Consider the following 22221-nt stretch of genomic DNA (forward strand, 5'->3'; position numbering starts at 1 on the left):
GGAGGCATGCTGACCAGCAAAGCGTAGAGATCCCCGCAAAAAGTGGCCAGAGGCTGCTTTGGCACTTAGTCCCCCACCTTATGGGTGCCCGGGTGACGCAGTTTATCCCACTCCGTCTCGTCTGCCACACTTAGAGGGACCGTCCCCGGGTGGTAAAGCCCCCCTGCGGGCTTGCTGAGCCAGTAGACCTGAGCCACCGCTTGCTCAAGCGGTAGATCGCCCTGGGCCACCTGTATCCGCAAGGCTCGAGGCCATCCCGGATGACCAGGATGAACGAGGAGATACGCCATCTCCGAAGAGGCGAGAAAATAGGTCCCGAGGGGAAGCTTTTTGTGGGAGAAGCGTAGGTTGGTTCGTTCTATCCACACCACAGGGTGGTGGGTCCAAGAGAGGATGTTGTCCAGCGCCTGGCCACTCCCGAGGAAGTGAATCACCAAACGGTGGGGGAGTTCCTCGGTCTTGGGCAAACCGCTCCCCTTGGCGAGGACAAAACCCTCGGGGCTTAGAAGGCGCCAAAGATAGCCTTCGTCGCGACTGGTTCGTAGGCCAAGGATGGGGTGGTCAAGACAGGCCAAGGCATAGGGGACAGCGTTGCAGAGTCTGACCAGGAGGTCGTACGCAAGGGAATGTATGTTTGGCGGAGTCCCCATGAGCGTTTTAGGCTGCACCACCTGGCCTTTGGAGTTAGGGAAAAGGCTCTTCAAGCTCTGGATGAGGCGCTTTAAAGCTTCGCTTCTCACTTCGGCCGGAGCCAGGATCAGGTTGATCTGGGGCTGCGCACCTTTCTCCAGCGTTGTCGCTTCTGAGGGTGCACCACGGGCCACCTCTCCAGTTAGAGGAGCGTACCGAATGGCGGGGAGGAGGAGTTGGAGCTTCACACCCAGTCGCTCCAGTTCTTGTTGGAGGGAATTCTCCCCATTGGCGGGCGTAAAGTGGGCCAGGATTTCCTTACCTTTTTGCGACTTCTCTAAATCCGAGCGCGGCACCAGGTGGTAAAGCAAAAGCCATCTGGGGTTATAGCTGTGCTTAAGGGTGTGCGCCAGTTTGCCCGAGCGTTGCGGGGGCCTGCCCCGTTCTTGGATCTCTATATGGGTGCTGGGTTCATATTGGGTAACCGAGGTAACCTCCCCGTTAACTCCCTCGGGAAAGACGGGGCGAATATATAGGCTTTGGGGGGCGCTCAGAAAGCCCAAGCGTCGCACCTCCTTCGGTTCCGCAGCCATGCCTTTGGCCATGCGTAGGCCTCGGCCCTCCACCCGAAATAGAGCATCTGTAGGAACGGCGAGGGGCTCGGGTACGAGGAAGTCTTTAAAAGAGCCCACCTTCCTCAGGAGATCCGCAAAGTCAAACTGGCTCGCCTCAAAAGCCTCTTGCAAGGAAGAACGAAAGCCGCCTTGCTTCCCTGTAATGCCGAGTTGGCTTAGGTGTCCAGGATGGAGAAGCAGATGGGCTTTGGGCCCGGCTTCTTTCCAATCGGTGGATTTGCCCGTGGCAAGCTCTACTGCCTTAAGACGATGTCTAGGGGCGGCCGCCTCTAAGGTGCTCATAACCCCCTTGTCCAGAGCGCCAAGGGGCAGATCGCTGAGAACTTGCTTGGAAAGGTCCACCAAAGCGTAAAAGATCCCGTCCAAGCAAATGGCTTCTATGGAATAGGCCTGATGTTGCCGAATGGGAAATGGCTTGCCCTGATGGGGGCCAGAAAGCAGAAAGCCTTCAATGCGTACCCAGTCTTCCGGATCTACCCACAAGCTTCCCGCGCGGTAAAAGCCGTTTTGTTTAAGGATGCGGTTAATGTGGCTGTTGAGCGCTAGGGTGCGTTCCCGGGTGGAGCTTGCGGGAGCATCCCCTAGGTACTTGGCAGCGACCTCGGGGCGCTCCAAAGCGAAGACCCAAACCTCCTGTCTCACGATTTGTGCGTACCAACCTTGACTACGAAGGTACGCTATAAACCCCTCAGGGTTTCTGTGTACATAGCGAAAAACGCGTCCATTAGCCGGGTCCACTTTAAGGGGAAAAAGGTTCACGTAAAGGGGGCTTGCGCTCCATGGTGCCGCGGTACGCATAGGTTCACTCCTCTTTGGATAGCCGTTCCCAAGCTTCCAGCACGAGCCTCCGGGTGCGGTACTCGCCGTAGCGCTTGATCTCCTTTTCCCTGAGTACCCGGAAGGTTTCCCCGGGGAAGGCGCTGGCTCGGTGGCGCTTCTGGTAGTGGCGCTCCTCCAGGGGGTCTTCCACCTCCTCGTAATCCGACAGGATGTCGGCGAGCTCCTTTGGCGTGAGGTCCTTGGGGTCCAGGATGTAGCGGAGTTGCTTGCGGTTCAGGCCGTAGAGCCTGGCGTAGTAGGCGTCAAGCTCGGCCCGGAGGATGGCCCGCCGCTCCTCGTCCCAGCGGAAGGGCGGGAAAGGGTAGGGGCCCTCTAACCACTCGGGGGGTTCGTCTGGGTGGGTTTTGGCCTTTTCCCGCCAGCGCCCGATGGCTTCCCGGAGGCCCTCGTCCGCTTCCTCCCAGACTTCCTGGGCGAAAGGCGCCAGGTCCCAGGCGGTGTAGGTGAGTTCCAGGACGCGGGGGACGATGAAGCGGAGGTCTTCTTCCGTGTAGCGGTCGGGGGGGAGGATGGGGAGTTGCTTCACCACGTGGTATTTAAGATGGGTTCCGCCGATTTTTTGCCGGGTGGCGTAGTCCACCACCAAGGCGTTGAGGGAGCCCAGTAGGAGAAGAGCTTCCGGGGCAAGGCAAGAAGGAAGCATCTGCAAGAAGGTATCCCCTGCACCCACGCGCGGGTACACGGAGGCGATTAGGGTGCGCTCGTTAGTGGCATTGGTAATATCCCGCCACCCCATGGACCAAGGGCGCTCCCACCGCCATATCACATTTCCCTGCCTGTCCCTGACCTCGAGGCGCCCCTCCACCTCTTGAGCCGCCACAAAGTAGCGGGGCAGGGGCAGGCGGGTGGGGTCTTGGTGCTCTTCAGGGGTGAGGTCCCGGGTGTCTTCCCCCTCGTAGGTGGCGAAGCGGTGGTCGTAGTGCCAAATCATCTTGGCCTCGTAGAGGGGCAGGTAGACCTCCTCGCCCCGCACGAAGCGGTTCCCCACCAGGCGGAAGCCTTGGGCCAGAAGGGCTTCCTGGGTGCGGAAGAGGTGGGCGTCGTTGGACATGTGAAAGAGCGCCAGGAACCGCACCCCCCAGGGGTTCTCTTCAAGCCCCTCCCGCCACAGGACGGGCACCCTCCGGTAGACCGCCCGGGTGAGCTCGGCGTCCTGCCGGGTGCGGAAGACGGGGCAGGTCTTGGTGTTGGGGTTGAGGAGGGCGAAGTCCTCGGGGGCCAGGGAGAAGACCCGGGCAGCGTCCTCCAGGTCCTCGGGGCGGGTGAGGAAGAAGGCGAGGCGGGCGGGCTCCTTCCCCGGGGGCTTGAGGGCGAAGACGGTGAACTTGTAAGAGCGGTGTACCCCGGGAAAGAGGCCCTCCCGGTTCTCAAAGTCGTAGAGCGCCGCAAGCTCCCCCCGCTCCACCACCTGGGCGAAGAACTCCTTGTTGGAGTCGTCCGTGGCGATGCCCGTGGGCAGGACGAGGCCCGCCCTTCCCTGGGGGGCCCGGAGGGCGCGGGCCAGCTCGGCGAAGAGGGGATAGGTGTTCACGTCCCCTCGGGCGGTGAGGGGAAAGCGCCCTGAGTGGCGCACGAACCCCGAGACCGCCTCGGCCTCGGCCAGGGCCTCCTGGTAGGCCCGGAAAAGCTCGGGGTTTTTCTCTTTTAGGGCCTGGATGAGGCGCTTGCGCTTGGCGGCGTTCTCCGCCTGGGCGATCTCAGGGGCCTTGTCGGCGAAGAACTCCTTGTCCTGGAGCTTCAGCTTCTCCCACGGCGGGTTCCCCAGCACCACGTCAAACCCGCCCTTCTGGAAGACATCGCGAAACTCCAGCCACCAGTGGAAGAAGCGGTGGCGGCGCTTGGCGGCCTCTATAGCGTGGCGGGTGGGCGGGGAGAGGTAGGAGCTTCCCTCCCACTGGGCGAGGGAAGCCCCCATCTGCTGGGCGAGCCAGTTGAGGCCCTGGGCGTCGGGGAGGCGCACCCCGGGGGTGGGCCGGAGGAAGAAGGCGGCGGTCCAGTAGTCGGCCAAAAGCTCCCACTTCCGCACCTCCTCGCTCTCCCGCCACGCCCGGTAGCGCGCCCGCTTCTCCTCCACCTGGGCCGCGTTCTCCTCCTCAAAGTCCAGGAAGGGGGGTTTGAGGAGGGGGAAGAGGAGGCTTCCCGCCCCGGGGCCGAAGCTGAGCCCCTTGCGCACCTCCTTGGGCACGCCCTCCCGGTCGTAGGCCTCCTTGGGGATGCCCCGCGCCAGGAAGTCCTCCGGGGCCCCCACCAGGGAGTTCCCCACCTTCAGGTGGTGGTCCAGGAAGGAGAGGGGCTTGCCCTTGGCGGCGGAGGCCACCCAGAGGGCGAGCTTGGCGAGTTCCACCGCCATGGGGTTCAGGTCCACCCCGTAGAGGCACCGGGAGGCCACCAGGTGGCGGGCGGCGTAGAGGGCCTCCAGGTCGTCCTTCCCCTGGCCCCGCACCTCCAGAAGCTTCTCCGCCAGGTACTCCAGGGCCGAGATGAGAAAGGCCCCGCTTCCCATGGCCGGGTCCAACACCTTGAGGGAGAGGAGGGCCTCTTCCTGCTTTTTGGGGTCCTCCCCGGCCTCCCGGAGGCGGGCCTCCACCACGGGGACGAGGCTTTCCTGCAGGACCAGCTGGACGAGCTCCCGCGGGGTGTAGTAGCTTCCCGAGGCCTTGCGCTCCAGGAGGTGGCCCTCCAGGGTGTAGCGCCCGTCCACCATCCTGGGGGCCAGGGAGAGGATGCCCTCGTAGACGTGGCCGATCTCCTCCACCTCGAGGTCCCGGTAGTTGATGCGCTCCAGGGCCCCTTCCCGCTCCACGTGGGTGAGGAGGCGGATGGCCCGGAGGAGCTCGCCGTTCTTGGGCCGGGGGAGGTCAGGATGGAGGGCCCGCTCCCCGGGGTCCAGGACGCCCCCCGTGAGGAGGGGAAGCCCCTCCGGGGCGAAGAGCTCCCCGTTCAGGGCGGGCACGCCCAGGCGTTCGTCCCCCCGGTAGACGAGGCGGAAGGTGGCGAGGAGCTTTTCCCAGAGGTCGGTGTGGCGGTCTTCGTACGCCACCAAGAGGTCCTGGCGGGAGGCCTTTTCCCTGAGGGCGCTCACGCCGTACTCCCGCTCGTAGACCCAGGAAAGCTCCCCCCCGTGGGGGATGAGGTCGCGGCTTTCGGCGTAGAGGAGGAAGAGGAGGCGGTAGACGAGGCGGAGGAGCTCCTCGTGGTAGGCCCTGAGGTGCTCGGGGTCTTGGAGCTTTCGCCGCAGGTCCTCGGTGAGGAAGGCGTTGCCCAGGACCTCGAGGGCCTCCACCACCCCCTTGCGCAAGGCGTCGCGGGCCTTGATGCCGCTTTGGCGGGCCGCTTCGTAGTAAAGGTCCAGGGGGGTATTCTCGCCGTTACCTTTTTGGAAGCGGCTAGGGGAGAGGAGAAGGAGGAGGATTTGGAACTCCTTGAGGGCTTGTTCCCGAGGGGCCTCAAAGAGCTCCACCAGGTTGAAGGCCACGTACCCCGGAAGGGAGACGTGGTAATACTTCCGCAAAAGCCGCACCTCCCAGGGGGCCGCCAGGATGCCCCAGCTTTGCGTGGGGTGCAGGTTGAGGTAGGTCTGCAAAAGGGCCTGCGGGCTCTTTTCCCTGCGGCTTGGCCGTAGGTCTAGCTCGGTGGCCACCAGGTGCAAGGGTGGGGCATCCTCCCCGTCCCAGCCCCGGTGGCTGATGGGGAAGGACTGGTCCCCCGCCGCAAGGTGGCTTCGGTTGAAGACGGGCTGGAAGCCCAGGGCGCGGAAGAAGGGCAGAAGCCAGGACTCCCGGGCCCGGGAGGTGTCCCTAAGTTGGGATAAGGGCGGCTGGCGCTCGTAGAGGCTCAGCAGGGCGTAGAAGCGGTGCCGCACCTCCTCAGGGGTCAGGGCGAGCTCCTTGAGGGCCTCGAGGCGGGTCAGGCTTTGCAAGAACTCCTCGGTGAAGAGGCCGCCGGAAACGCGTATGGCGTGGAACACCCACAACCTCCTTTAGCTCGGCACAGGGGCCAAGAGGGTGATGGCGAGCAGCTCGGAGCCCAAGACCTCCAGCTGGTCTAGGGCTTGGAAGGCCTGGGGCAGGACGCCGTAGGCCCGTTCTAGGTCCCGCTTTAGGGCCGTTCGTTCGGCCTTTACCCGGGCCAAGGCTTCCTCGGCTCCCCGCTTCCCTAACTCCTCCAGGGGAGCCTTGAGGGCCCGCTCGGCCAAAGCCTTGGCCTGGTCCTGGGCGAGGGGGCGTGCCTTGAGCCGGGCGCGCCAAAGGGCTTCCGCCTCCTCGGGGGGGAGTTCGCTTAGATCCAAAAGGCGCACCGCCCGGCGCACCAGGGTTTCCAGCACCTCGCCGCCCGGTCCGGCGAAGCGGGCCCGGTAGTGGTAAAGGGCGACAGGGGGGGTACCCAGGGGGCCGGGAAAGGCCATGAGGGCGGTGCGGGCCCCGTCCAGGTCCCGGTAGGCCCGGTAGCGCAGGTGGGCTATCAGGTGCTCCACCAGGGGATGGGAGAGGTCCAGCACCTCCACCCCCAGGGGCGCTTCCGGATGGAAGCTGAAGGGGCCAAAGGCGTTGGGCAACCCGGGCACCGCTTCCCCCGTGCCCCGGGTGGCGGTGTAGGGGTCTTCCCCCTCCACGCGCCAGCCCAGGTAGCGGAGCCCGTCCAGGACGAAGGCTTGCAAGACCTGGGGACTCCCGGCCCGTTCCAGGGCTTCTTGAAGGCGGCGCTCCACGTCGGGGAGGCTAAACTCGCTGTGGCCGTAGAAGCCTTCCTGGATGGCCTTCTTTGCCGCCTGCAGCTCTGTGGCCTCTTCCTCGGCGAAAAGGGGGGTTTGCAGCCGCCGTTCGCCCCGCCAGTCCTGGGACCACAGGGCCTCGAGGCGGCGCCGCAGGTAAGCCTCTTCCCCGAAGAAGGCGGGTACCACCCCCAGTTCCTTGCGGATGCGCTCCGCCTTTTCCAGGAGGAGGCGGAAGACGGCCACGTCAAAGGAGCGTTCATAGTAGAGGGTCCGGATGCGGACCACGGGCTCGGGTTGACCGAAGCGGTCAATCCGCCCGTTGCGCTGCTCCAGGCGGTTGGGGTTCCACGGCAGGTCGTAGTGGACCAGCTGGGCCGCGTAGTGCTGCAGGTTGAGGCCTTCGGAGAACACATCCGTGGCCACCAAAACCCCCACCTGCTCCTTGGCGAAGGCCTGGAGCACCTCGTTGCGTTCTTCCTCATCCATCTCCCCGTGCACGGCGAAGACGGGTTGGGGAATGGTCTCCCGAAGCTTTTCCACCAAGTATTCCAGGGTGTCCCGGTAGCGGGTGAAGATCAGGGTCCGGCCCTTCCCGAGCCGTAGCGGGTCCTGGAGCATTTCCCGTAGGACCTCCAGTTTGCTGTCTTTGCGCCAGGTCTTCAAGTGGCGGAGGAGGGCCTCGAGGTAGCCCTTTTCTGCCTGGGCTCGGGCTTGGTCCGCCAAGCTAAGTTCCAGGCTGGCCTCCGCTTCCTCGGGCAGCAAGCGCTCCGGCGCGGTGTCAAACAGGGCCGCCACCTCGTCGGCGGTGGCGTCCATTCCCCCGGCCAGGACGCTTTCCAGGAGGGCCTTACGCCGTTCCAAACTCCTTTGCAACGCCCGGGGGGAACTGGTGGCGCGGCGCATCAGGTGCATGGCGAGCCAGCGCCCGAGAACGGGCACCTTGGCCGGGTCGGGGTCGTAAACCTCCGCTTGGTAGCGGCGCACCGCCTCAAAGAGTTCCAGCTCGGCGCGGTTGGGCTCCACCGCCACCTCCTTGGTGTCCCGCTCCGGGAAGGGGCTTTTTTTGCCTTCCTTGCGGAACCACTCTTCCACGTCCTTTCGGCGGCGCTGCACCACGTGCTTCTTGGCCGCTTCCCGGTCCAGGCTTCCCCCTTTGAAAAGCCCCAACCCCCGGGCGTCCAGGTGTTCCAGGAGGCTATAGAAGCTTTCCGTGTAGCCGTTGTGGGGCGTGGCGGTGAGGAGGAGGAGGTGGGGCACCCGGCGGGAAAGCTCCCGTACCAGGCGGTAGCGCTCCATCTGCTTGCCCTTTTCCGTGGGGGGGCGGGCGGCCATGTGGGCTTCGTCCACCAAAAGGAGGTCCCAGTCTTGCAAGAGGACCAGGTTCCGGACCTCGTCCTGTTTGGCGTAGTCCACGCTGGCGATGACCCGGTCAAAGTGGGCCCAGGGGTTTGCTCCCGGGGGGAGGGTGCGGGTGAGGCGCTTCAGGTTGGGCCCGGATAGGATTTCAAACTCCAAGTGGAAGAAGCGGCGGAGCGCCTCTTGCCACTGGGCGAGGAGGTGGGCTGGGGCCAGGACCAAGACCCGTCGGGCCTTGTTCCGCAGAAGGAGCTCCTTCACGATGAGGCCCGCCTCCACGGTTTTGCCTAAGCCCACGTCGTCGGCGATCAGGAGGCGCACCTCCGGCAGCCTCAGCGCCATGAGCAAGGGCACGAGCTGGTAGTTGGCGGGGACCACCCGCGAGCGCTGCAGGGCCAGGAAGGGGGCGTCGGCGTGGAGGGTGGAAAGCTCTAGGGCCCGGAGGAGCAGGTCGTGCAGGGCGGGATCCCCAGGGGTGGTGGGGGGAAGCCCCAAGGAGGTGAGTTGGAGGGCTTCCCCTTCCAGCGGGAGGTAGAAGAGGGCTTCCTCATCGGTGTCCACGGCGCGGGCAAAGAGCACGTCCCCGTGCCGGCGTTCCAGGCGGTAGTCGCGGCCTCGAGCCCGAAACAAGGTCCCGGGTTGGAAGGAGTCCACTGGGTTCACGTTGGCCCTCCTTTGGGTAGGGGATGGGAAAGCGCCTTGGGGGCACGGTAAAGCGCCCCATGCCAGCCAACCCAGGAGGGGGATGGCGTTCTGGCCCGTCCAGCCATGTTCTAAATCCTAGTACCTTGTGGGCCAGGCTTCCACAAAAAGCGACACTTCTGGGCTAACCCCCCGTCATGGTGCGGGGAAGCCAGGTGGCGAGCCCCGGGAAGGCCACCAGTAGGGCCACCATGAGGAGGAGGACGCCCATGAAGGGCAAGGCGTAGCGGGCGATCTGGAAGAGCTCCTCCCCGGTGAGGGACTGGAGGACGAAGAGGTTGAAGCCCACGGGAGGGGTGATCTGGGCCAGCTCCACCATGAGCACCAGGTAGACGCCAAACCACAGGGGGTCCACCCCGATGGCCTTCACCACGGGGAGGATCACGCTGATGGTGAGGACCACGATGGAGATACCATCCAGGAAACACCCCAAGACGATGTACACCAGGCTGAGGAAGAAGATGAGGGCCAAGGGGCTGATCCCCGCCTCCACCGCCCAGGTGGCGAGGGCCCGGGGGATGCCGGTGAAGCCCATGGCCAGGGTGAGCACCCCTGCCCCCGCCAGGATGAGGCCGATCATGCTGGTGGTGCGCACCGCCCCCAGGAGGCTCTCCCAGAAGAGCGTGGGGGAGAGCTCGCGGTTTAGGGCGGCGAGGAGAAAGGCCCCCGCCACCCCGATGGCCGCCGCCTCCGTGGGGGTGGCCACGCCGAGGTAGATGGAGCCCAGGACCAGGAGGATGAGGAGGAGCACAGGGAGGACCCCAAGGAAGTCCCGAAGGGCCTCCCCCAGGGGCTTGACCGCCTCTTTTGGCAGCTCGTCCCGCCTGAGAAAGGCGAGGAAGGCCAGGAGGAGCATGAAGAGGAGGGTGAGGACCACCCCCGGCACCACCCCGGCCATGAAGAGCCGGGCCACCGACACCTCGGCCATGACCCCGTAGACGATCATGACGATGCTGGGGGGGATGAGGAAGCCCAAAGTACCCGCCCCGGCTAAGGAGCCCAGGGCCAGGGCCTTGGGGTAGCCCCGCCGTAGGAGCTCCGGCAGGGTGAAGCGGCCCACGGTGGCGGTGGTGGCGGCGGAGGAGCCGATCACGGCGGCGAAGAGGGCGCTCGCCACCACGTTCACGTGGAGAAGCCCCCCGGGAAGCCGGGAGAGGAGGGGGGCGAGCCCCTGGAAGAGCCCCTGGGCCAGGCGGGAGCGGTAGAGGACCTCCCCGAGCCACACAAAAAGGGGCAAGGCGGCCAGGCTCCAGCCCGAGGTGGCGGTCCAGAGGGCCGTGGCCAGGTTGGGGCCCAGGGGGGCGGTGGTGTAGAGGGCCAGGGCCAAAAGGCCCACCAGAAGAAGGGCGAGGCCCACGTAGACCCCCAGGCCCAAGAGGGCGAAGAGGGCGAGGATGAGGACCAGGCTGGCCTCGAGGAGGTTCACCGCCACCCCCTTACCGTCCGCCCGAAGGCCTCCAGGAGGGCCAAGCTGAAGAAGCTAAGCCCCAGGGCGAGAAAGCTTTGCGGGATCCAAAGGGGGAGGGGCAGGAGCCCCGGGGCCAGGTCCCCGTAGCGGTGGCTTTCCAGCACCCGGGCCCAAGCGTGGTAGGTGGCGTAGAGGCTTCCCCCAAGGCCAAGGAGGAGGGAAAGCGCCTCGAGGGCCCTCCTCGGTCCCGGGGGAAGCCGCTTCGGGAGAAGCCCCACCCGGATGTGCCCCCCGGCCCGCAGGGTGGGGGCGAGGCCCAGGAAGATGAGCCCCGCCGTGGCGAAGCCGGCGAGCTCCAAGGCCGAGGGGACTACGAAGCCGAGAAAGCGCCCCACCACCTGGGCCAGGATGACGAGGAGGATGAAGAGGGCCATGAGGGCCGCCAGGACCTCGGCCAAGCGGAAGAGGAGGTTCATCGCCCCAAGTACTGGCGGTAGACCTTGATCCCCGTGGCCCCCGCCTGGCGTTGCCACTCCAAGACCATGGTCTGGCCCACCTTTTTGAGTTCGGTCAGGAGCTGAGGCGAAGGCTTCACCACCTGCATCCCCCGGCTCGCCAGGGTCTTTAGGGCCTTCTCCTCCTGCTCTTGGCTGAGCTGCCAGCCCCGCTCCTCCGCTCGCCTTGCCGCCTGTAAGAGGGCCTCGCGGTCATTCGGGGAGAGGCCCTCAAAGGCCCTGCGCCCGATCACCACCATGTTCTTGGGGATCCAGGCCTTCACGTCGTAGAAGTAGCGGGCGAAGTCCCAGGCCTGGCTGTCCACGCCGGTGACGGGGGAGGTGACCATGGCCTCCACGATCCCGGTGGCGAAGGCCTGGGGGATGTCCGCCGCCTCCACCTGCACCGGGGTCATGCCCAAAAGCTCCGCCAGCCGGGCGGTGGCGGGGTTGTAGGCGCGGAAGCGCATCCCTTTAAGGTCTTGGGCCGAGTTCACCGGGCGCTTGGTGTAAAGGCCCTGGGGCGGCCAGGGGACGGCGTAGAGGAAGACCACCCCCCGCTGGGCGAGCCACCGCTCCACCTCGGGGCGCTGGGCCTGGTAAAGCCGCCGCGCCTCTTCGTAGCTCGTGGCCACGAAGGGGATGGAGTCCAGGTTGAAGAGGGGGTTCTCGTTGGCCAAGAGGGACATGAGGACCTCCCCCAGCTGGACCTGCCCGTTGCGCACCGCCGGGAGGATCTGGGGGTGGGGGAAGAGGGACCCCCCGGGGTGGACGGTGACCTTGACCCGCCCCCCCGTGGCCTCCTCCACTTCCTTGGCGAACTGGAGGATGTTCTGGGTGTGGAAGTTGGCCGGGGGATAGGGGGTGGCCATGTTCCAGGTCTGGGCCTGGACCGTGAGGGAAAGGGCTACCAGGGCGAACAGCGCCTTTCGCATCGCTACTCACCTCCCTTCCTGTTCACCGCTTGGGCACCTGGTCCACGAAGGCGTTGGTGTAGGTGCGTTTGAGGTCTATCCGCGCCCGGGCTACGTTGGGGTCAAAGGCGGAGAGCACGGTGAGGGGCCTCAAGGGAGCGGTGTCGCTGAAGCGCCCCGTGGGGGAGAAGCTTTCCAGGGAGTTCCGAAGCACCTTCAGGTAGAGGGCCTTATCCCCCAGGAAGTACTCCTCGGGCAGGATGGCGGCGATTTCCTCGGGGGACTTGCCCTGCATCCAACGCAGGCCCCGCACCATGGCGTTCACCAGGCGCTGGGCCGTGTCGGGGTTCCGCTCCAGCCAGGCCCGGGTGGTGTAGAGGACCGCGGCCGGGTACTCCCCGCCCAGGACCTCCCGGGTTCCCTTGGTGGTGCGGGTGTCCGCCAGAACCTTGATGAGGCCCCGCTCCTCCAGGAGGGTGATGGCGGGCTCCACGTTGGAGATGGCCTCCACCTGCTTGTTCTGCACGGCGGCCACCGCCTGCGCCCCCACGGACACCCCCACCACCGCCACGTCCGTGGGCTTAAGGCCGTTTTTGACCAGCAGGTAGTTGAGGAAGAAGTGGGTGGAGGAGCCGGGGGCGGTGACCCCCACCCGGCGCCCTTTGAGGTCGGCCACCGTCTTCACCTGGTCGGCCAGGTCGGTCCGCACCCCGAGGACGATGGCGGGGTAGCGCCCCACCTCCACGAAGGCCACGATGTCCCGGCCCTGGGCCTGCATCTGAATCGTGTGGTCGTAGTAGCCCATGACCACCTCCACGCTCCCCCCGATGAGGGCCTGAAGGGCCCGGGAGCCCGCTTGGAGGTCCTGGATCACCACGTCTAGGCCCTCGTCCTTGAAGTAGCCGAGGCGCTCCACCACGGTGAGGGGGAGGTAGACCACGGCGGTCTTGCCCCCCACCCCCAGGACCACCCGCTTCTGGGCAAGGCTGAAGGCCAAGAGCACCAAGAGCGTCCACACCCAAAACCGCTTCATCTTCCTCCTCCTTCCTTAGGGCGCCACACCAGGAGCCTGCGCTCCAGGGCGCCCACCAGGGCGTCCAGCGCCAGGACGAAGGCCATGAGGACCGCCATCCCGGCGAAGACCCCCGTGGTGTCAAAGACCCCTTCCGCCTGGGCGATGAGGTAGCCGAGCCCGGCGGCGCTCCCCAGGTACTCCCCCACCACCGCCCCGATGACGGCGAAGCCGATGGAGGTCCTTAGGGAGCTGAAGATCCAGCTCGCCGCCGCCGGCAGGTAGACGTGGGCCAGGAGGTGGCGGCGGCGCGCCCCGAGGAGGCGGGCGTTCTGCAGGACGATGGGGCTCACCTCCTTTACCCCTTGGTAGGTGTTGAAGAAGGCCACGAAGAAGACCAGGGTCACCCCCAGGGCCACCTTGGAGAGGAGGCCGAGGCCGAACCAGAGGGTGAAGATGGGGGCGAGGACCACCCGGGGGATGGCGTTCAGGGCCTTCACATAGGGGTCCAGCACCGCCGCCACGCCGGGGGCCAGGGCGAGCCAAAGCCCGAAGACCACCCCAAGGAGGGTGCCGATGGCGAAGGCCAGGAGCATCTCCGCGGTGGTCACGTAAAGGTGGGGGTAGACCTCCCCGGTGGCGAACCAGCGCCAGACCCGTTTGGCGATCTCCGAGGGGACGGAGAAGAAGAAGGGGTCGATGCGGCCGGTCCTCGAGGCCCACTCCCAAAGGAGCAGGAAGCCCAAAAGGAGCCCCGCCTGCCAAAGCCTCGCCCTAAGCCCCGGCATGGGCCCGCATCACCTCCCCCCTGAGGAGCTCCCAGATCTCCCGGTGGAGCCGCAGGAACTCCGGGGTGAGCCGGACCTCCGCCACGTCCCGGGGCCGGGGGAGGGGAATGGGAAACTCCCCGATGGGCCGGGAGCGGGGCCCGGCGGAAAGGACCACCACCCGATCGGAGAGGGCGATGGCCTCCTCGAGGTCGTGGGTGACGAAGAGCACCGTCTTGCGGTCCTCCTGCCATAGCCGCAGGAGCTCGTTTTCCATGAGCTGCCTGGTCTGCACGTCCAGGGCCGAGAAGGGCTCGTCCATGAGGAGGAGCTTGGGGCCGGCGATGAGGACCTGGGCTAACCCCACCCGTTTGCGCATCCCCCCCGAAAGCTGATGGGGAAAGTGGCGGGGGAAGCGCCCAAGCCCCACCTTCTCCAGCCAGGCCATGGCCCGCCGCCGGGCCTCGGGCCAGGGGAGGCCGCGGAAGACCAGGGGAAGGGCCACGTTGTCCAGGGCGGTCTTCCAGGGCAGGATGGCGTCCTGCTGGAAGAGGTAGCCCGCCAGGGGGTTGAGGCCCTTGAGGGGCTTCCCCTCCAGGAGGACCTCCCCCCGGCTTGGGGCAAGGAGGCCCGCCGCCACGTTGAGGAGGGTGCTCTTGCCGCACCCCGTGGGTCCCACCAGGCTCACGAACTCCCCCGGGGCGAGGCGGAGGGTAACCCCCTCCACCGCCACGTAGTCCCCAAAGGCCACGGAAACCTGGCGGAACTCCAGCAGGCTCATGGGTAGTACTCGGGGTTGGGCCGGATGCCCAGGGCGTTCAGGAGGCGGTTGGTGAAGTTGAACATGGCGGCCACCTCGGCGGCCTCGAGGATGGCCTCGTCCGAAAGCCCCGCCTCCCTTAAGGGCCTCAGGTCCTCCTCCGTCATCTCGTGGTGCCGATGGGTCACCTTCAGGGCGAAGTCCACCAGGGCCCGCATCCTGGGGGGAAGCTCCGCCCGGCGGGGATTGGCGGCCAGGACCTCGGAAAGCCGCCAGTCCCCCGTGAGGTCCTTGAGGTAGCGCTTGTGGCTCGCCACGCAGTACTCGCAGCGGTTCTCCCCGCTAATGGCGATGGCCATGGCCTCCCGCTCCTCCCGGGTGAGGAGGCCCTCTTCCCGCATGAGGGCGTGGTAGTAGCGGAACCAAAGGGGGAAGCGGGGGCTTAGGGCGAAGGCCCGGGCCACGTTGGGGACGAAGCCCGTCCGCTCCCGGAACTCCTGGAAAAGCGCCCGCACCGCTTCGGGGAGCTCCTCCTCCTCGGGCACCCGGAGCCAGGAGATCACCATACCGCCACCGCCCGCACCGGGCCGCCGGAGGCCTTCTGGTGCTTGGGCCCGCCCACGAAGAGGAGGGCCCCGGCGGGGGGTACCTGGGCCAGGTTCGCCAGGTTTTCCAGCCCGTACTTCCCCGCTCCAAGAAGGGTGACGTGGGCCTTGAAGTCCTTGGAAGGGCCGTGGTCCAGGGAGAGGGTGTCCACCCCCACCCCCACGATCTCCCGCTCCCGCACCAGGAACTCCGCCGCCTCGGGGGAGAAGCCGGGGAAGTGGAGGGTGCCGGAGGCGTCCTGGTTGAGGAAGGCCTTGGGGTTGCGCCAGCGGGCCTCCCAGCCCGAGTGCATGGCCACGAAGGCCCCCTTGGGCAGGCGGCCGTGCTGGCGCTCGTAGGCCAGGATGTCGTCCACGGTGACCTGGGCGTCAGGATCCTTGGCCGCCCGCTCGTGGATGTGGATCACCGCCAGGGGGGCGATGAGGCTGGCCACGGGGAGCTTCTCGGCGGTGAGGCCCCCTTCGGCGAAGTGGGCGGGGGCGTCCATGTGGGTGCCCGAGTGCTCCCAAAGGTCCAGGCGGTTCCCGTAGTAGCCGTTTTGCCGCACCGTAACCAGGGTGGTGATGCGCATGGGCTCGGCCCCGGGAAACAGGGGGATCTCCGGGGAGAGCTCGTGGGTGAGGTCCACCGCCTTGCTGAAGGCCTTGCCCTGGACCTCCGCCTGCGCCAAGGCCTTACCCGCCAAAAGCCCGAGGCCCATCCCCAGGAAAGCCCTGCGGGAAAGGGCGCGGGCCACCTCTTCCATCACCAAGGGCGCGCACATGCTGGCCTCCTTTCTTGCCGTATAAACTTACCACGGGGCGGCAAAGGTAGGCAAGGGCTTGCCGGCCTGTCCTTTACCCGCTTTCCCCGACCGAGCCTGGTGCAGTGCGGAATTCACCCCTATTCCATGACCACCTGAACCTTCGGGGGACCTCCGCATGCGTAAGGGTGGGCCCTCATGAAACCAACACCCTGCGCTCAGGAACGGGCGGTAGCATAGAGCAAATGGGGCGATGGGGGTTTCCCCAGGGGGGGTTTAGGCGGTGGGGACGGGGGGTCTTCTGGCTGACCTTGTTGCTCCTCGCCCTCGCCGCTTGTCGCGGGACGGGCGAGGCCCCTGAGCCTCCTGGAAGCCCACCTCCTGCGCCTGGTCCTGCGCCGAGCGTGCGTACTTGGATCTACCAGCTCACGGGCTATCCGGCCTCGGGGCTCGCCGCCTTGGGAGCCGCAGCCGCCGACCTTTACGTGATTGACCTCACCAAGGACGGGGCGACGCCTTGGTCGGGCGATGATCTTGCCGCCCTCGAGGGAAAACCCGTCTTGGCCTACATGGAGATCGGGGGGATGGAAAACTACCGGCCGGAGTATTCGGTGGTCCAAAAGGATGCGCCCGATCTACTCCTGAACTCGGTGCCAGGCTGGAGTGGGGAGTGGTATGCCAAGTACTGGGACGAGCGCTGGTGGAACCTAGTGGTGCGGCCTAGGCTGGACAAGGCCTTTGCGGCGGGGTTTAAAGGGATCTACCTGGACCTGGTGGATGCCTACGAGGGGATCAGCCTAAATTTGGTCCCGGGAGAAACCCGGGATAGCTTGGCGGCCAAGATGGTGGCCCTCCTGGGGCGGATCAGCCAGTATGTCAAGGCCAAAAGGCCCGACTTTTGGGTCTTTCCCCAAAACGCCCCGGAACTCAGGATGCGGCCGGGATATCTCTCGGCCATAGATGGGATTGGCCTCGAGGAGCTCTTCTTCTACGCCACCGACAAACCCTGTACGGACTCGGGTTGCCAAGAACGCCTCGCCCACGCCCGCGCCATCCGGGATGCGGGCAAGCTGGTTCTCACGGTGGACTACGCCACCCGGCCGGAAAACGTGCGGGCGGCGTGCGAGAAGTCCCGTGCGGAGAGGTTTGTGCCGTACGTGACCGTGGTGGACTTGGATCGGATTAGCCCCTTGTGTCCGTGAGGCTCAAAAGGTACCGTTCCTGGGCGAGGACCGGCGTTAGCCCGTAGGCCAGGGCCCGCTTCCTTGCGAAGCGGGCGAGCCTAGGGTCTGGGGCGTAGTCTAGGCTGTACCGCTCCCAGGGGTATTGGGTAAGGACCAGGGCCCAGCGGGCGTTGGCGCGGAGGGCAGGCCGGGGAAGGGGCTTTCCGCCCCCTTCCCACGTGGTGGAGAAGGCTTCAAAGACGATGCCGTCCACGAGTTCCGCCAGGTGGGGCAGGAGGGCGAAGCCGCGGTTGGCGAGGAGGAAGCAGGGCCCCACCGCCCTGCGGATTTCCAAGAGAAGGCGTAGGGTGCCTTCCCGGTTCGTGGCCGCCCCTTGGTCCAGGGTGTCTAGGAAGAGGCCGCGAAAGCCTCGGGCCAAGTAAAGCAAGGCGCTTTCCACCACCTTGGCCACCCAGGCTGGGTGGGTGGGGTCCACGAGCCTCGTGTTCCAAAGGGGGTTCAGGCCCCGCTGCCAGGGCGCCTCGGGGCCCGGGTCCTCCCCGAGGCTCAGGTAGGCCAGGGGCTCGGTGGGGGCTAGGGCCGCTAGCTCCTCTGGGGTGTAGGCCCAAGGCTGCAGGACCACGCGGCGGAAGGCCCGAAGCTCGGCAAGCCTTCCTTGGCCGTAGTAAAAGGCGAGGGGCTTAAAGAAGGTAGACGCCATAGCGCTCCGGGTGGCGCAAGTACTCCAGGAAGTAGAGGAGGAGGGAAAGCCCCACGGCCCCCAGGATCAAGGGGTTTTCCGTCAGGTGGAGGAGGAGGGCGCTTGCCAGCAAGGCGAAGGCGCTGGCCCGGATGCCCCCCAGAGCGTTTAGGCCCAAGGCCACGGCGCTCGTGAAGCCCAAGAAGCCAAAGCCGAGGAGCGCCTTTCCGTAAACGTCCGACCAGGGAAGCGCCAGCAGAAGGACCAAGGTGGGGACCGAGGCGGTGAGGGCGTAGGTCCAGAAGGCGCGTTGGATGGCAAGAACGAGGGATTCCGGGCTCGCCTTTTGCCAAAGGGTTTGGCCCAAGGCCTGCACGAAGGCGGCCAGGCGCATCTCTATCAGCAAAGCGGCGAGCAGGTAAGCGGCTAGGCCCAAAAGCGCCCCTTGTCCTGCTCCTTCCACGAGGCGCCAGAGCACGAGGCCTTGCCCCAAGCCGTATGCGGCGTAGACCCATTCGGTTAGAGCGGCGTGGTACAAGAACAAGAGGCCGTGCGCTTTGGGCAGCCCCACTTCCCGAAGGAGGAAGGTTAGGGGGGAAAAAGCCCCACCCAAAGGGGAGAAGTTCCCACCATCCGGAGTACGATTGCCCCCAAGAGGAAGCCGGCGGCAACCCCTGTGGCCTTGCCCTCGAGGCCCTTAAGCGTCAAGACCCCTACCGCCACCCAGGCCACGCCCACGCTCCAGGAGGCGGCCGGGCCTAAATCCCAAGGGGCGGTGAGGGAAACGCCCACGACCCCCAGCCAGGCAAAGGCGGTGTGGACGCTTGGGATCTCGCCTGGGCCGAGCTCCACCGCCGCCTTAAGGGCTCCCCGGGCGGCGAGCTGGCTCCAGACCAGGAGGAAAAGGGCGGGAAGCCACCCCACCTCCCCCGCGCCTTGAAAAGCCACCAGGGTACCCAGCAGGGTGAGGGCCACCGCCAGGTGCCGCAACCCCAGGCCCCCTTGCGGCCTAGGGGCCTTTGCCCGGGGGCGAAAATCGCGCTGGGCCAGGGCGAAGAGGGCTTGGGCCAGGGCAAAGGTGCTCGTAAGCCCAAAGAGCCGTTCCACGCGGTAGCGGTTGTAGCCCAACACCTCAAGGTGGGCGGCAAGCTCGTAGGGGTCGCTCGCTTGGGCGAGGAGGTCTTGGAGGGTGCGGGCCAGGTCCTGAAGTGCTTGGGCACGAGGGGGTGGGAAGGTGGGGGGGCGGTACTCTCCTCGGGCGCTCACTCCGGCACCTCCACCGCCCTGCGCAGGGCTAGACCCTCGTAAATGGCGGAAAACTCTCGCAGCATTCGCTCCAGGGTGTAAAGGGAGAGCACCTTTTCCCGAGCCTTTTGGCCCAATTCCAGGCACCGCTCGGGATTTTGTAGAAACCCTAAGAGGGCTTCCGCCAACGCCTCGGGATCCATGGCGGGCACCACCTCGCCCACCCCCTCCAAGACTTCCCCCACGCTTCCCACCCGGGTACCCACCAGGGTGCGGCCCACCGCCATGTTTTCAATGACCGTGTAGGGGAAGCCCTCGGAGATGCTGGAAAGAACCCCCACCCATCCCTGGCGGTAAGCCTGGTACACGGGGCTCGCCGGGCCCATGAAGCGCACGTTCGCTCCCAGGCCGAGCTCTTCCACGTGGGCCCTGACGCTGGCGGCGTAGCCCTCGTTGCCTCGAGGCACGGGGCCGAAGAGGAGGAGCCGGGCCTCCGGCGACGCCTCCCGCACCCTGCCGAAGGCTTCCACCAGGGTGAGGAGGTCCTTCAAGGGGTCAATCCGCCCCACCCAGACGGCGGTGGGGGGGCCTTCCAGGCGGGGAGGCGCCTCGGGGAACTGGGCGGGATCTATGCCGTTGGCCACCACCCGGATGCGCTTGGGGTCAGCCCCCAGCTCCACCTCCCAACGCAGGTTGAAGCGGCTCACCGTGGTGATGAAATCGGCCTTCTGGTAGGCCAAGCGGCTCGTGAGGTGGTAGAAGCGGGCCTGGACCAGGCGCTCCGCCGGAGAGGGGTTGGTTTCCGAGAAGGCCAGGTACCGCTCCCGCAGGAAAACCCCGTGCTCCGTGAGGAGGAAGGGCACCCCCAGGTGCCGGGATACGAGCCAAGCGGGAATGACCGCCAGGCCCCCGCTGGTGGCATGCACCAGGTCCACCTCGGGAATGGGGTCTAAAGCCAGGAGGGGAAGCAGGGTGGCGCGCAGCCAGTGCAAGACGGCAAGCCCCTCCCCCAAGGTGGGGGGGCGGCCAAGGAGGAGGCTGAGGCGTTGGCTGAGGAGCCCTTGGACCTTGGGATGGAGGAAGAGGTCGTGAAGGTGGCGCTTGCGCAGAAGGAAAAGCTCCCAAAGCCCCTCTTGGAAGCTGGCGAGGTCAAGTTCCAGAAAGGAGAAGAGCTTTTCCAAGGCGGGAAGAAGGGCGTGCAAGGGAGCGGGGGAGAAGGGGAAGGACCGGGGCGGGCGGAAGAGGTGAAGGGTCCGCAAGGGGGTGCCGGGAGGCAGGGGCAGGACCGGCTTGGTCTGCTGGGGTCCCCAAAGGGCGAGCACCGTGAAGGCCCCTTCCAGGCCGAAAAGGAGCTGCTCGCACCAGCGGCTTACCCCGCCCACGGCGTAGGGGTAGGTCCCTTCGGTGATGAAAAGAACCCTAAGGCGTTTGGAAGGCATAGGTGCCCGTTCCGACAAAGCAGCGGTTCACGCCAGCGTAGGCTTCGCAGGCGGGGCCTTGGACGCCTGTCACCCAGACGGGCTTGCCCTGGAGGGTGAGGGTGCGGGCGGCCGGGTCAATCAGGGCCTTCACGCTTCCCGTCCGCACCGCCTCGTAGTGGCGGTAGCGCTTCAGGGCGTGCTCCCCGTACTCCCCCCAGGTGGGGGAGAGAAGGGGGAGGGCGGTGTAGGTGGCGTACTTGGCCACAAGGGTTTCCACCCAGTCAAAGACCAGGTTCTTGCCCGGGGCGTACTCATGGAGGTTGGCCTGGTGGAAGTAGTGGCTTCCCCCGTCGGTGAAAAGGTGCCAGAGCGCCAGGTTCGTTTCCTGCTGCAGGTATTCCGCGTAGGTCAGGTCGCGGGGCCAGTAGGGGTCAGTGCCGCCCGGGCCATAAACGCTGTTGTAGGCGGCTAGGGCTTCCTGCGCCGTGGTGACGTTGTAAAAGACGTTAGTGGGCCGGTCCGCCACCAGGTAAAGCCCGGGGGCGAGGGGGTGGGGGTAGGCGCAGGTGCGGCAGGGGGGCTTTTGGCTATCCACCGACCAGTTGATCTTGGCGAAGCGCACCTTGTACTCCGCAAGGGCCTGGAGGAAGAAGGGGTTAGAGGCCCCAAGGCCGTTGTCCGTGCGGGGGAAGTCGTAGGGGTTTTGTCCCTTCCAGCCAAAGCCGGAGTACTGGCCGCTTTTGAACACGGTGTGCTCGTAGCGGAGGCCGAGGAGGCTCGCCACCCGGTTGTTCTCGGCGATCTCGCGCTCCGCCTGGGCCAGGTCGGTGAAGTCCATGTCCCAGTGGGTGTAGGAGTGGTTGTAAAAGCGGAAGGTGTCCTTTAGGGCCTGGCTGGCCTGGACCAGGTCGTCCGCCAAGTTCAGGGGCTCTTGCGCCAGGGTTTCGGACGGGTCGCAGGGGTCTTGGTTGTCGTTGGGGTTGGGGTCCAAGACGGCCCCACAGCCGTTAAAAGCCAGGTCCAGGGTGAAGGCCTGAGCCACGGGGTAGGTTTGGCGGAGGATCGCCTGCTTGGCGGCGACGGCCTGGGCCTCGGCCCCGCTGAGGCGGAAGGTGAGGGTGTTCCCCACCCCGGAGCTATCCCCAGAGACCTCGGTGGAGAGGAACCAGTCGTCCACGTCTACCCTGAGGTAGCGGCTGTACTCCCCCACGTACACCCCTCGGGTGAGCCAGCGGATGAGCCCGGGGGCGAGGAGCCAGGTGTGGACGAGGTAGGGGCTTTGGTCAAAGGTGAGGACGAGTTGCTCCCGCCCGTCAGCAGTGGCGCGCACGATGCCGAAGAGGTTGCCATCGGCGTCCGTGAGAAGGGGGGTGGCGGCGCACGTGCCGCTTAGCGTCGCCTTGTAGGCATAGGCGTGCCGGAGGGGCAGGGTGCCCGTGAGGTCCGGGAAGAGGGTTTGGCCTTCTTGCGTCAAGGTGAGGGGGTAGCTTTGCGTGGCGAGGTCTATGCCGTTTGGGTCGTAGGCTGCGGGGCTTGGGGTTAAGAAGCCGGCCACGTTGCTCAGGCAGTGGTCCTCGGGGTAGGTTCCGGGATAGGTGTAGAGGACGAGTTCCCGAACGCCGTAATCCCGCTCGTAGGCCCAAAGGCGGTTCCAGTCGTCCGCGGACATGTGGTAGGTGGGTCCCGAGTCGGACCAGGTGGCCAGCTGGCCCTCCGCCAGGATCACCCCTTGGAAGCGCCCGGTGCCGTCGGGGTTGGTGAGGGGGACCTGGCTGAAGGGCGTCTGGCTCACGTTCACCACCTCGTAGGGGATGAGAAACGTTTCCAGGATGTCTTGGGCGGCGGCGAAGTGGGGGGCTTGCTCGGGGTCGGTGGAGGTGGTCAGGACCAGGATGCGGGCCTCGTACTTGGCCCCGGGAAGGGCCTGGGGCCTTAGGGGAAGCGTGAGGGGTACGGGCCCCTCGAGGGCCGGCAAGGGGCGGCTTGGAAGCACCGGCAAGGCCGGGGGGGCGAGGGGCGGGCCCTTCACCTGCACCTTGGGTGCCTGGGAGGACGGGCCTTGGAAGCTGCAGGCGGCGAGGAGGAGGGCAAGGAGGGCGAGGCGGCGCATGG

Annotated in this window: 17 protein-coding genes; 1 reads left to right on the top strand and 16 read right to left on the bottom strand. The window is 66.3% G+C overall.

All coding sequences use genetic code 11. From position 1 onward, the window contains the following. Positions 1–65: 65 nt before the first annotated feature. The 11 genes from QT17_RS12550 to QT17_RS12600 form a co-directional block, all read right to left on the bottom strand. Positions 66–1880 carry a hypothetical protein gene (locus QT17_RS12550; protein ID WP_152607420.1) on the bottom strand — a complete coding sequence of 605 codons (1815 nt, stop codon included), beginning with the start codon at positions 1878–1880 and terminating at the stop codon, positions 66–68. Between the two features lie 187 nt (positions 1881–2067). Then, positions 2068–6072 carry an N-6 DNA methylase gene (locus QT17_RS12555; RefSeq protein ID WP_039460513.1) on the bottom strand — a complete coding sequence of 1335 codons (4005 nt, stop codon included), beginning with the start codon at positions 6070–6072 and terminating at the stop codon, positions 2068–2070. A 12-nt stretch (positions 6073–6084) separates the two neighbouring features. Continuing rightward, the gene (locus QT17_RS12560) at positions 6085–8838 is read right to left on the bottom strand and encodes a helicase-related protein (protein WP_039460514.1); all 2754 of its coding nucleotides are present in this window, start codon (positions 8836–8838) and stop codon (positions 6085–6087) included. A 163-nt stretch (positions 8839–9001) separates the two neighbouring features. After that, entirely contained in the window at positions 9002–10303 is a 1302-nt protein-coding gene (locus QT17_RS12565; RefSeq protein WP_039460547.1) for a TRAP transporter large permease, read from the bottom strand. Further along, positions 10300–10761 carry a TRAP transporter small permease gene (locus tag QT17_RS12570; RefSeq protein WP_039460515.1) on the bottom strand — a complete coding sequence of 154 codons (462 nt, stop codon included), beginning with the start codon at positions 10759–10761 and terminating at the stop codon, positions 10300–10302. The genes QT17_RS12565 and QT17_RS12570 overlap by 4 nt, the downstream gene beginning before the upstream one ends. Continuing rightward, entirely contained in the window at positions 10758–11714 is a 957-nt protein-coding gene (locus tag QT17_RS12575) for a TRAP transporter substrate-binding protein (protein WP_039460517.1), read from the bottom strand. Before QT17_RS12575 ends, QT17_RS12570 begins: the two co-directional genes overlap by 4 nt. A gap of 22 nt (positions 11715–11736) precedes the next feature. Next, on the bottom strand, positions 11737–12726 hold the full coding sequence (locus QT17_RS12580; RefSeq protein WP_039460519.1) for an ABC transporter substrate-binding protein: 990 nt from the start codon (positions 12724–12726) through the stop codon (positions 11737–11739). Further along, positions 12723–13493, bottom strand: coding sequence for an ABC transporter permease (locus tag QT17_RS12585; protein ID WP_039460520.1), 771 nt, complete (start codon positions 13491–13493; stop codon positions 12723–12725). The genes QT17_RS12580 and QT17_RS12585 overlap by 4 nt, the downstream gene beginning before the upstream one ends. After that, on the bottom strand, positions 13480–14253 hold the full coding sequence (locus tag QT17_RS12590) for an ABC transporter ATP-binding protein (protein ID WP_039460521.1): 774 nt from the start codon (positions 14251–14253) through the stop codon (positions 13480–13482). Before QT17_RS12590 ends, QT17_RS12585 begins: the two co-directional genes overlap by 14 nt. Next, on the bottom strand, positions 14250–14798 hold the full coding sequence (locus QT17_RS12595) for a peroxidase-related enzyme (protein WP_039460523.1): 549 nt from the start codon (positions 14796–14798) through the stop codon (positions 14250–14252). The genes QT17_RS12590 and QT17_RS12595 overlap by 4 nt, the downstream gene beginning before the upstream one ends. Beyond that, on the bottom strand, positions 14792–15601 hold the full coding sequence (locus QT17_RS12600) for a cyclase family protein (protein WP_039460525.1): 810 nt from the start codon (positions 15599–15601) through the stop codon (positions 14792–14794). The genes QT17_RS12595 and QT17_RS12600 overlap by 7 nt, the downstream gene beginning before the upstream one ends. 383 nt (positions 15602–15984) lie before the next feature. Here QT17_RS12600 and QT17_RS12605 point away from each other — a divergent pair, with 383 nt between their 5' ends. After that, positions 15985–16782: an endo alpha-1,4 polygalactosaminidase gene (locus QT17_RS12605; protein ID WP_018112005.1), complete on the top strand. Its 798-nt coding sequence runs from the start codon at positions 15985–15987 to the stop codon at positions 16780–16782. Here QT17_RS12605 and QT17_RS12610 read toward each other — a convergent pair. The 5 genes from QT17_RS12610 to QT17_RS12630 form a co-directional block, all read right to left on the bottom strand. Then, positions 16763–17464, bottom strand: coding sequence for a hypothetical protein (locus QT17_RS12610; protein WP_018112006.1), 702 nt, complete (start codon positions 17462–17464; stop codon positions 16763–16765). The genes QT17_RS12605 and QT17_RS12610 overlap by 20 nt on opposite strands. Then, on the bottom strand, positions 17445–17921 hold the full coding sequence (locus QT17_RS12615; RefSeq protein ID WP_152607421.1) for a hypothetical protein: 477 nt from the start codon (positions 17919–17921) through the stop codon (positions 17445–17447). The genes QT17_RS12610 and QT17_RS12615 overlap by 20 nt, the downstream gene beginning before the upstream one ends. 110 nt (positions 17922–18031) lie before the next feature. Continuing rightward, positions 18032–18709 (bottom strand): hypothetical protein, encoded by a 678-nt coding sequence (locus QT17_RS12620; RefSeq protein ID WP_039460528.1) that lies wholly within the window; start codon positions 18707–18709, stop codon positions 18032–18034. Then, on the bottom strand, positions 18706–20127 hold the full coding sequence (pelF, locus tag QT17_RS12625; RefSeq protein ID WP_052155220.1) for a GT4 family glycosyltransferase PelF: 1422 nt from the start codon (positions 20125–20127) through the stop codon (positions 18706–18708). The genes QT17_RS12620 and pelF overlap by 4 nt, the downstream gene beginning before the upstream one ends. Next, positions 20108–22219: a hypothetical protein gene (locus tag QT17_RS12630; RefSeq protein WP_018112009.1), complete on the bottom strand. Its 2112-nt coding sequence runs from the start codon at positions 22217–22219 to the stop codon at positions 20108–20110. Before QT17_RS12630 ends, pelF begins: the two co-directional genes overlap by 20 nt. Positions 22220–22221 lie beyond the last annotated feature (2 nt).

This window comes from Thermus sp. 2.9, from assembly GCF_000794385.1.
GTDB lineage: Bacteria > Deinococcota > Deinococci > Deinococcales > Thermaceae > Thermus > Thermus thalpophilus.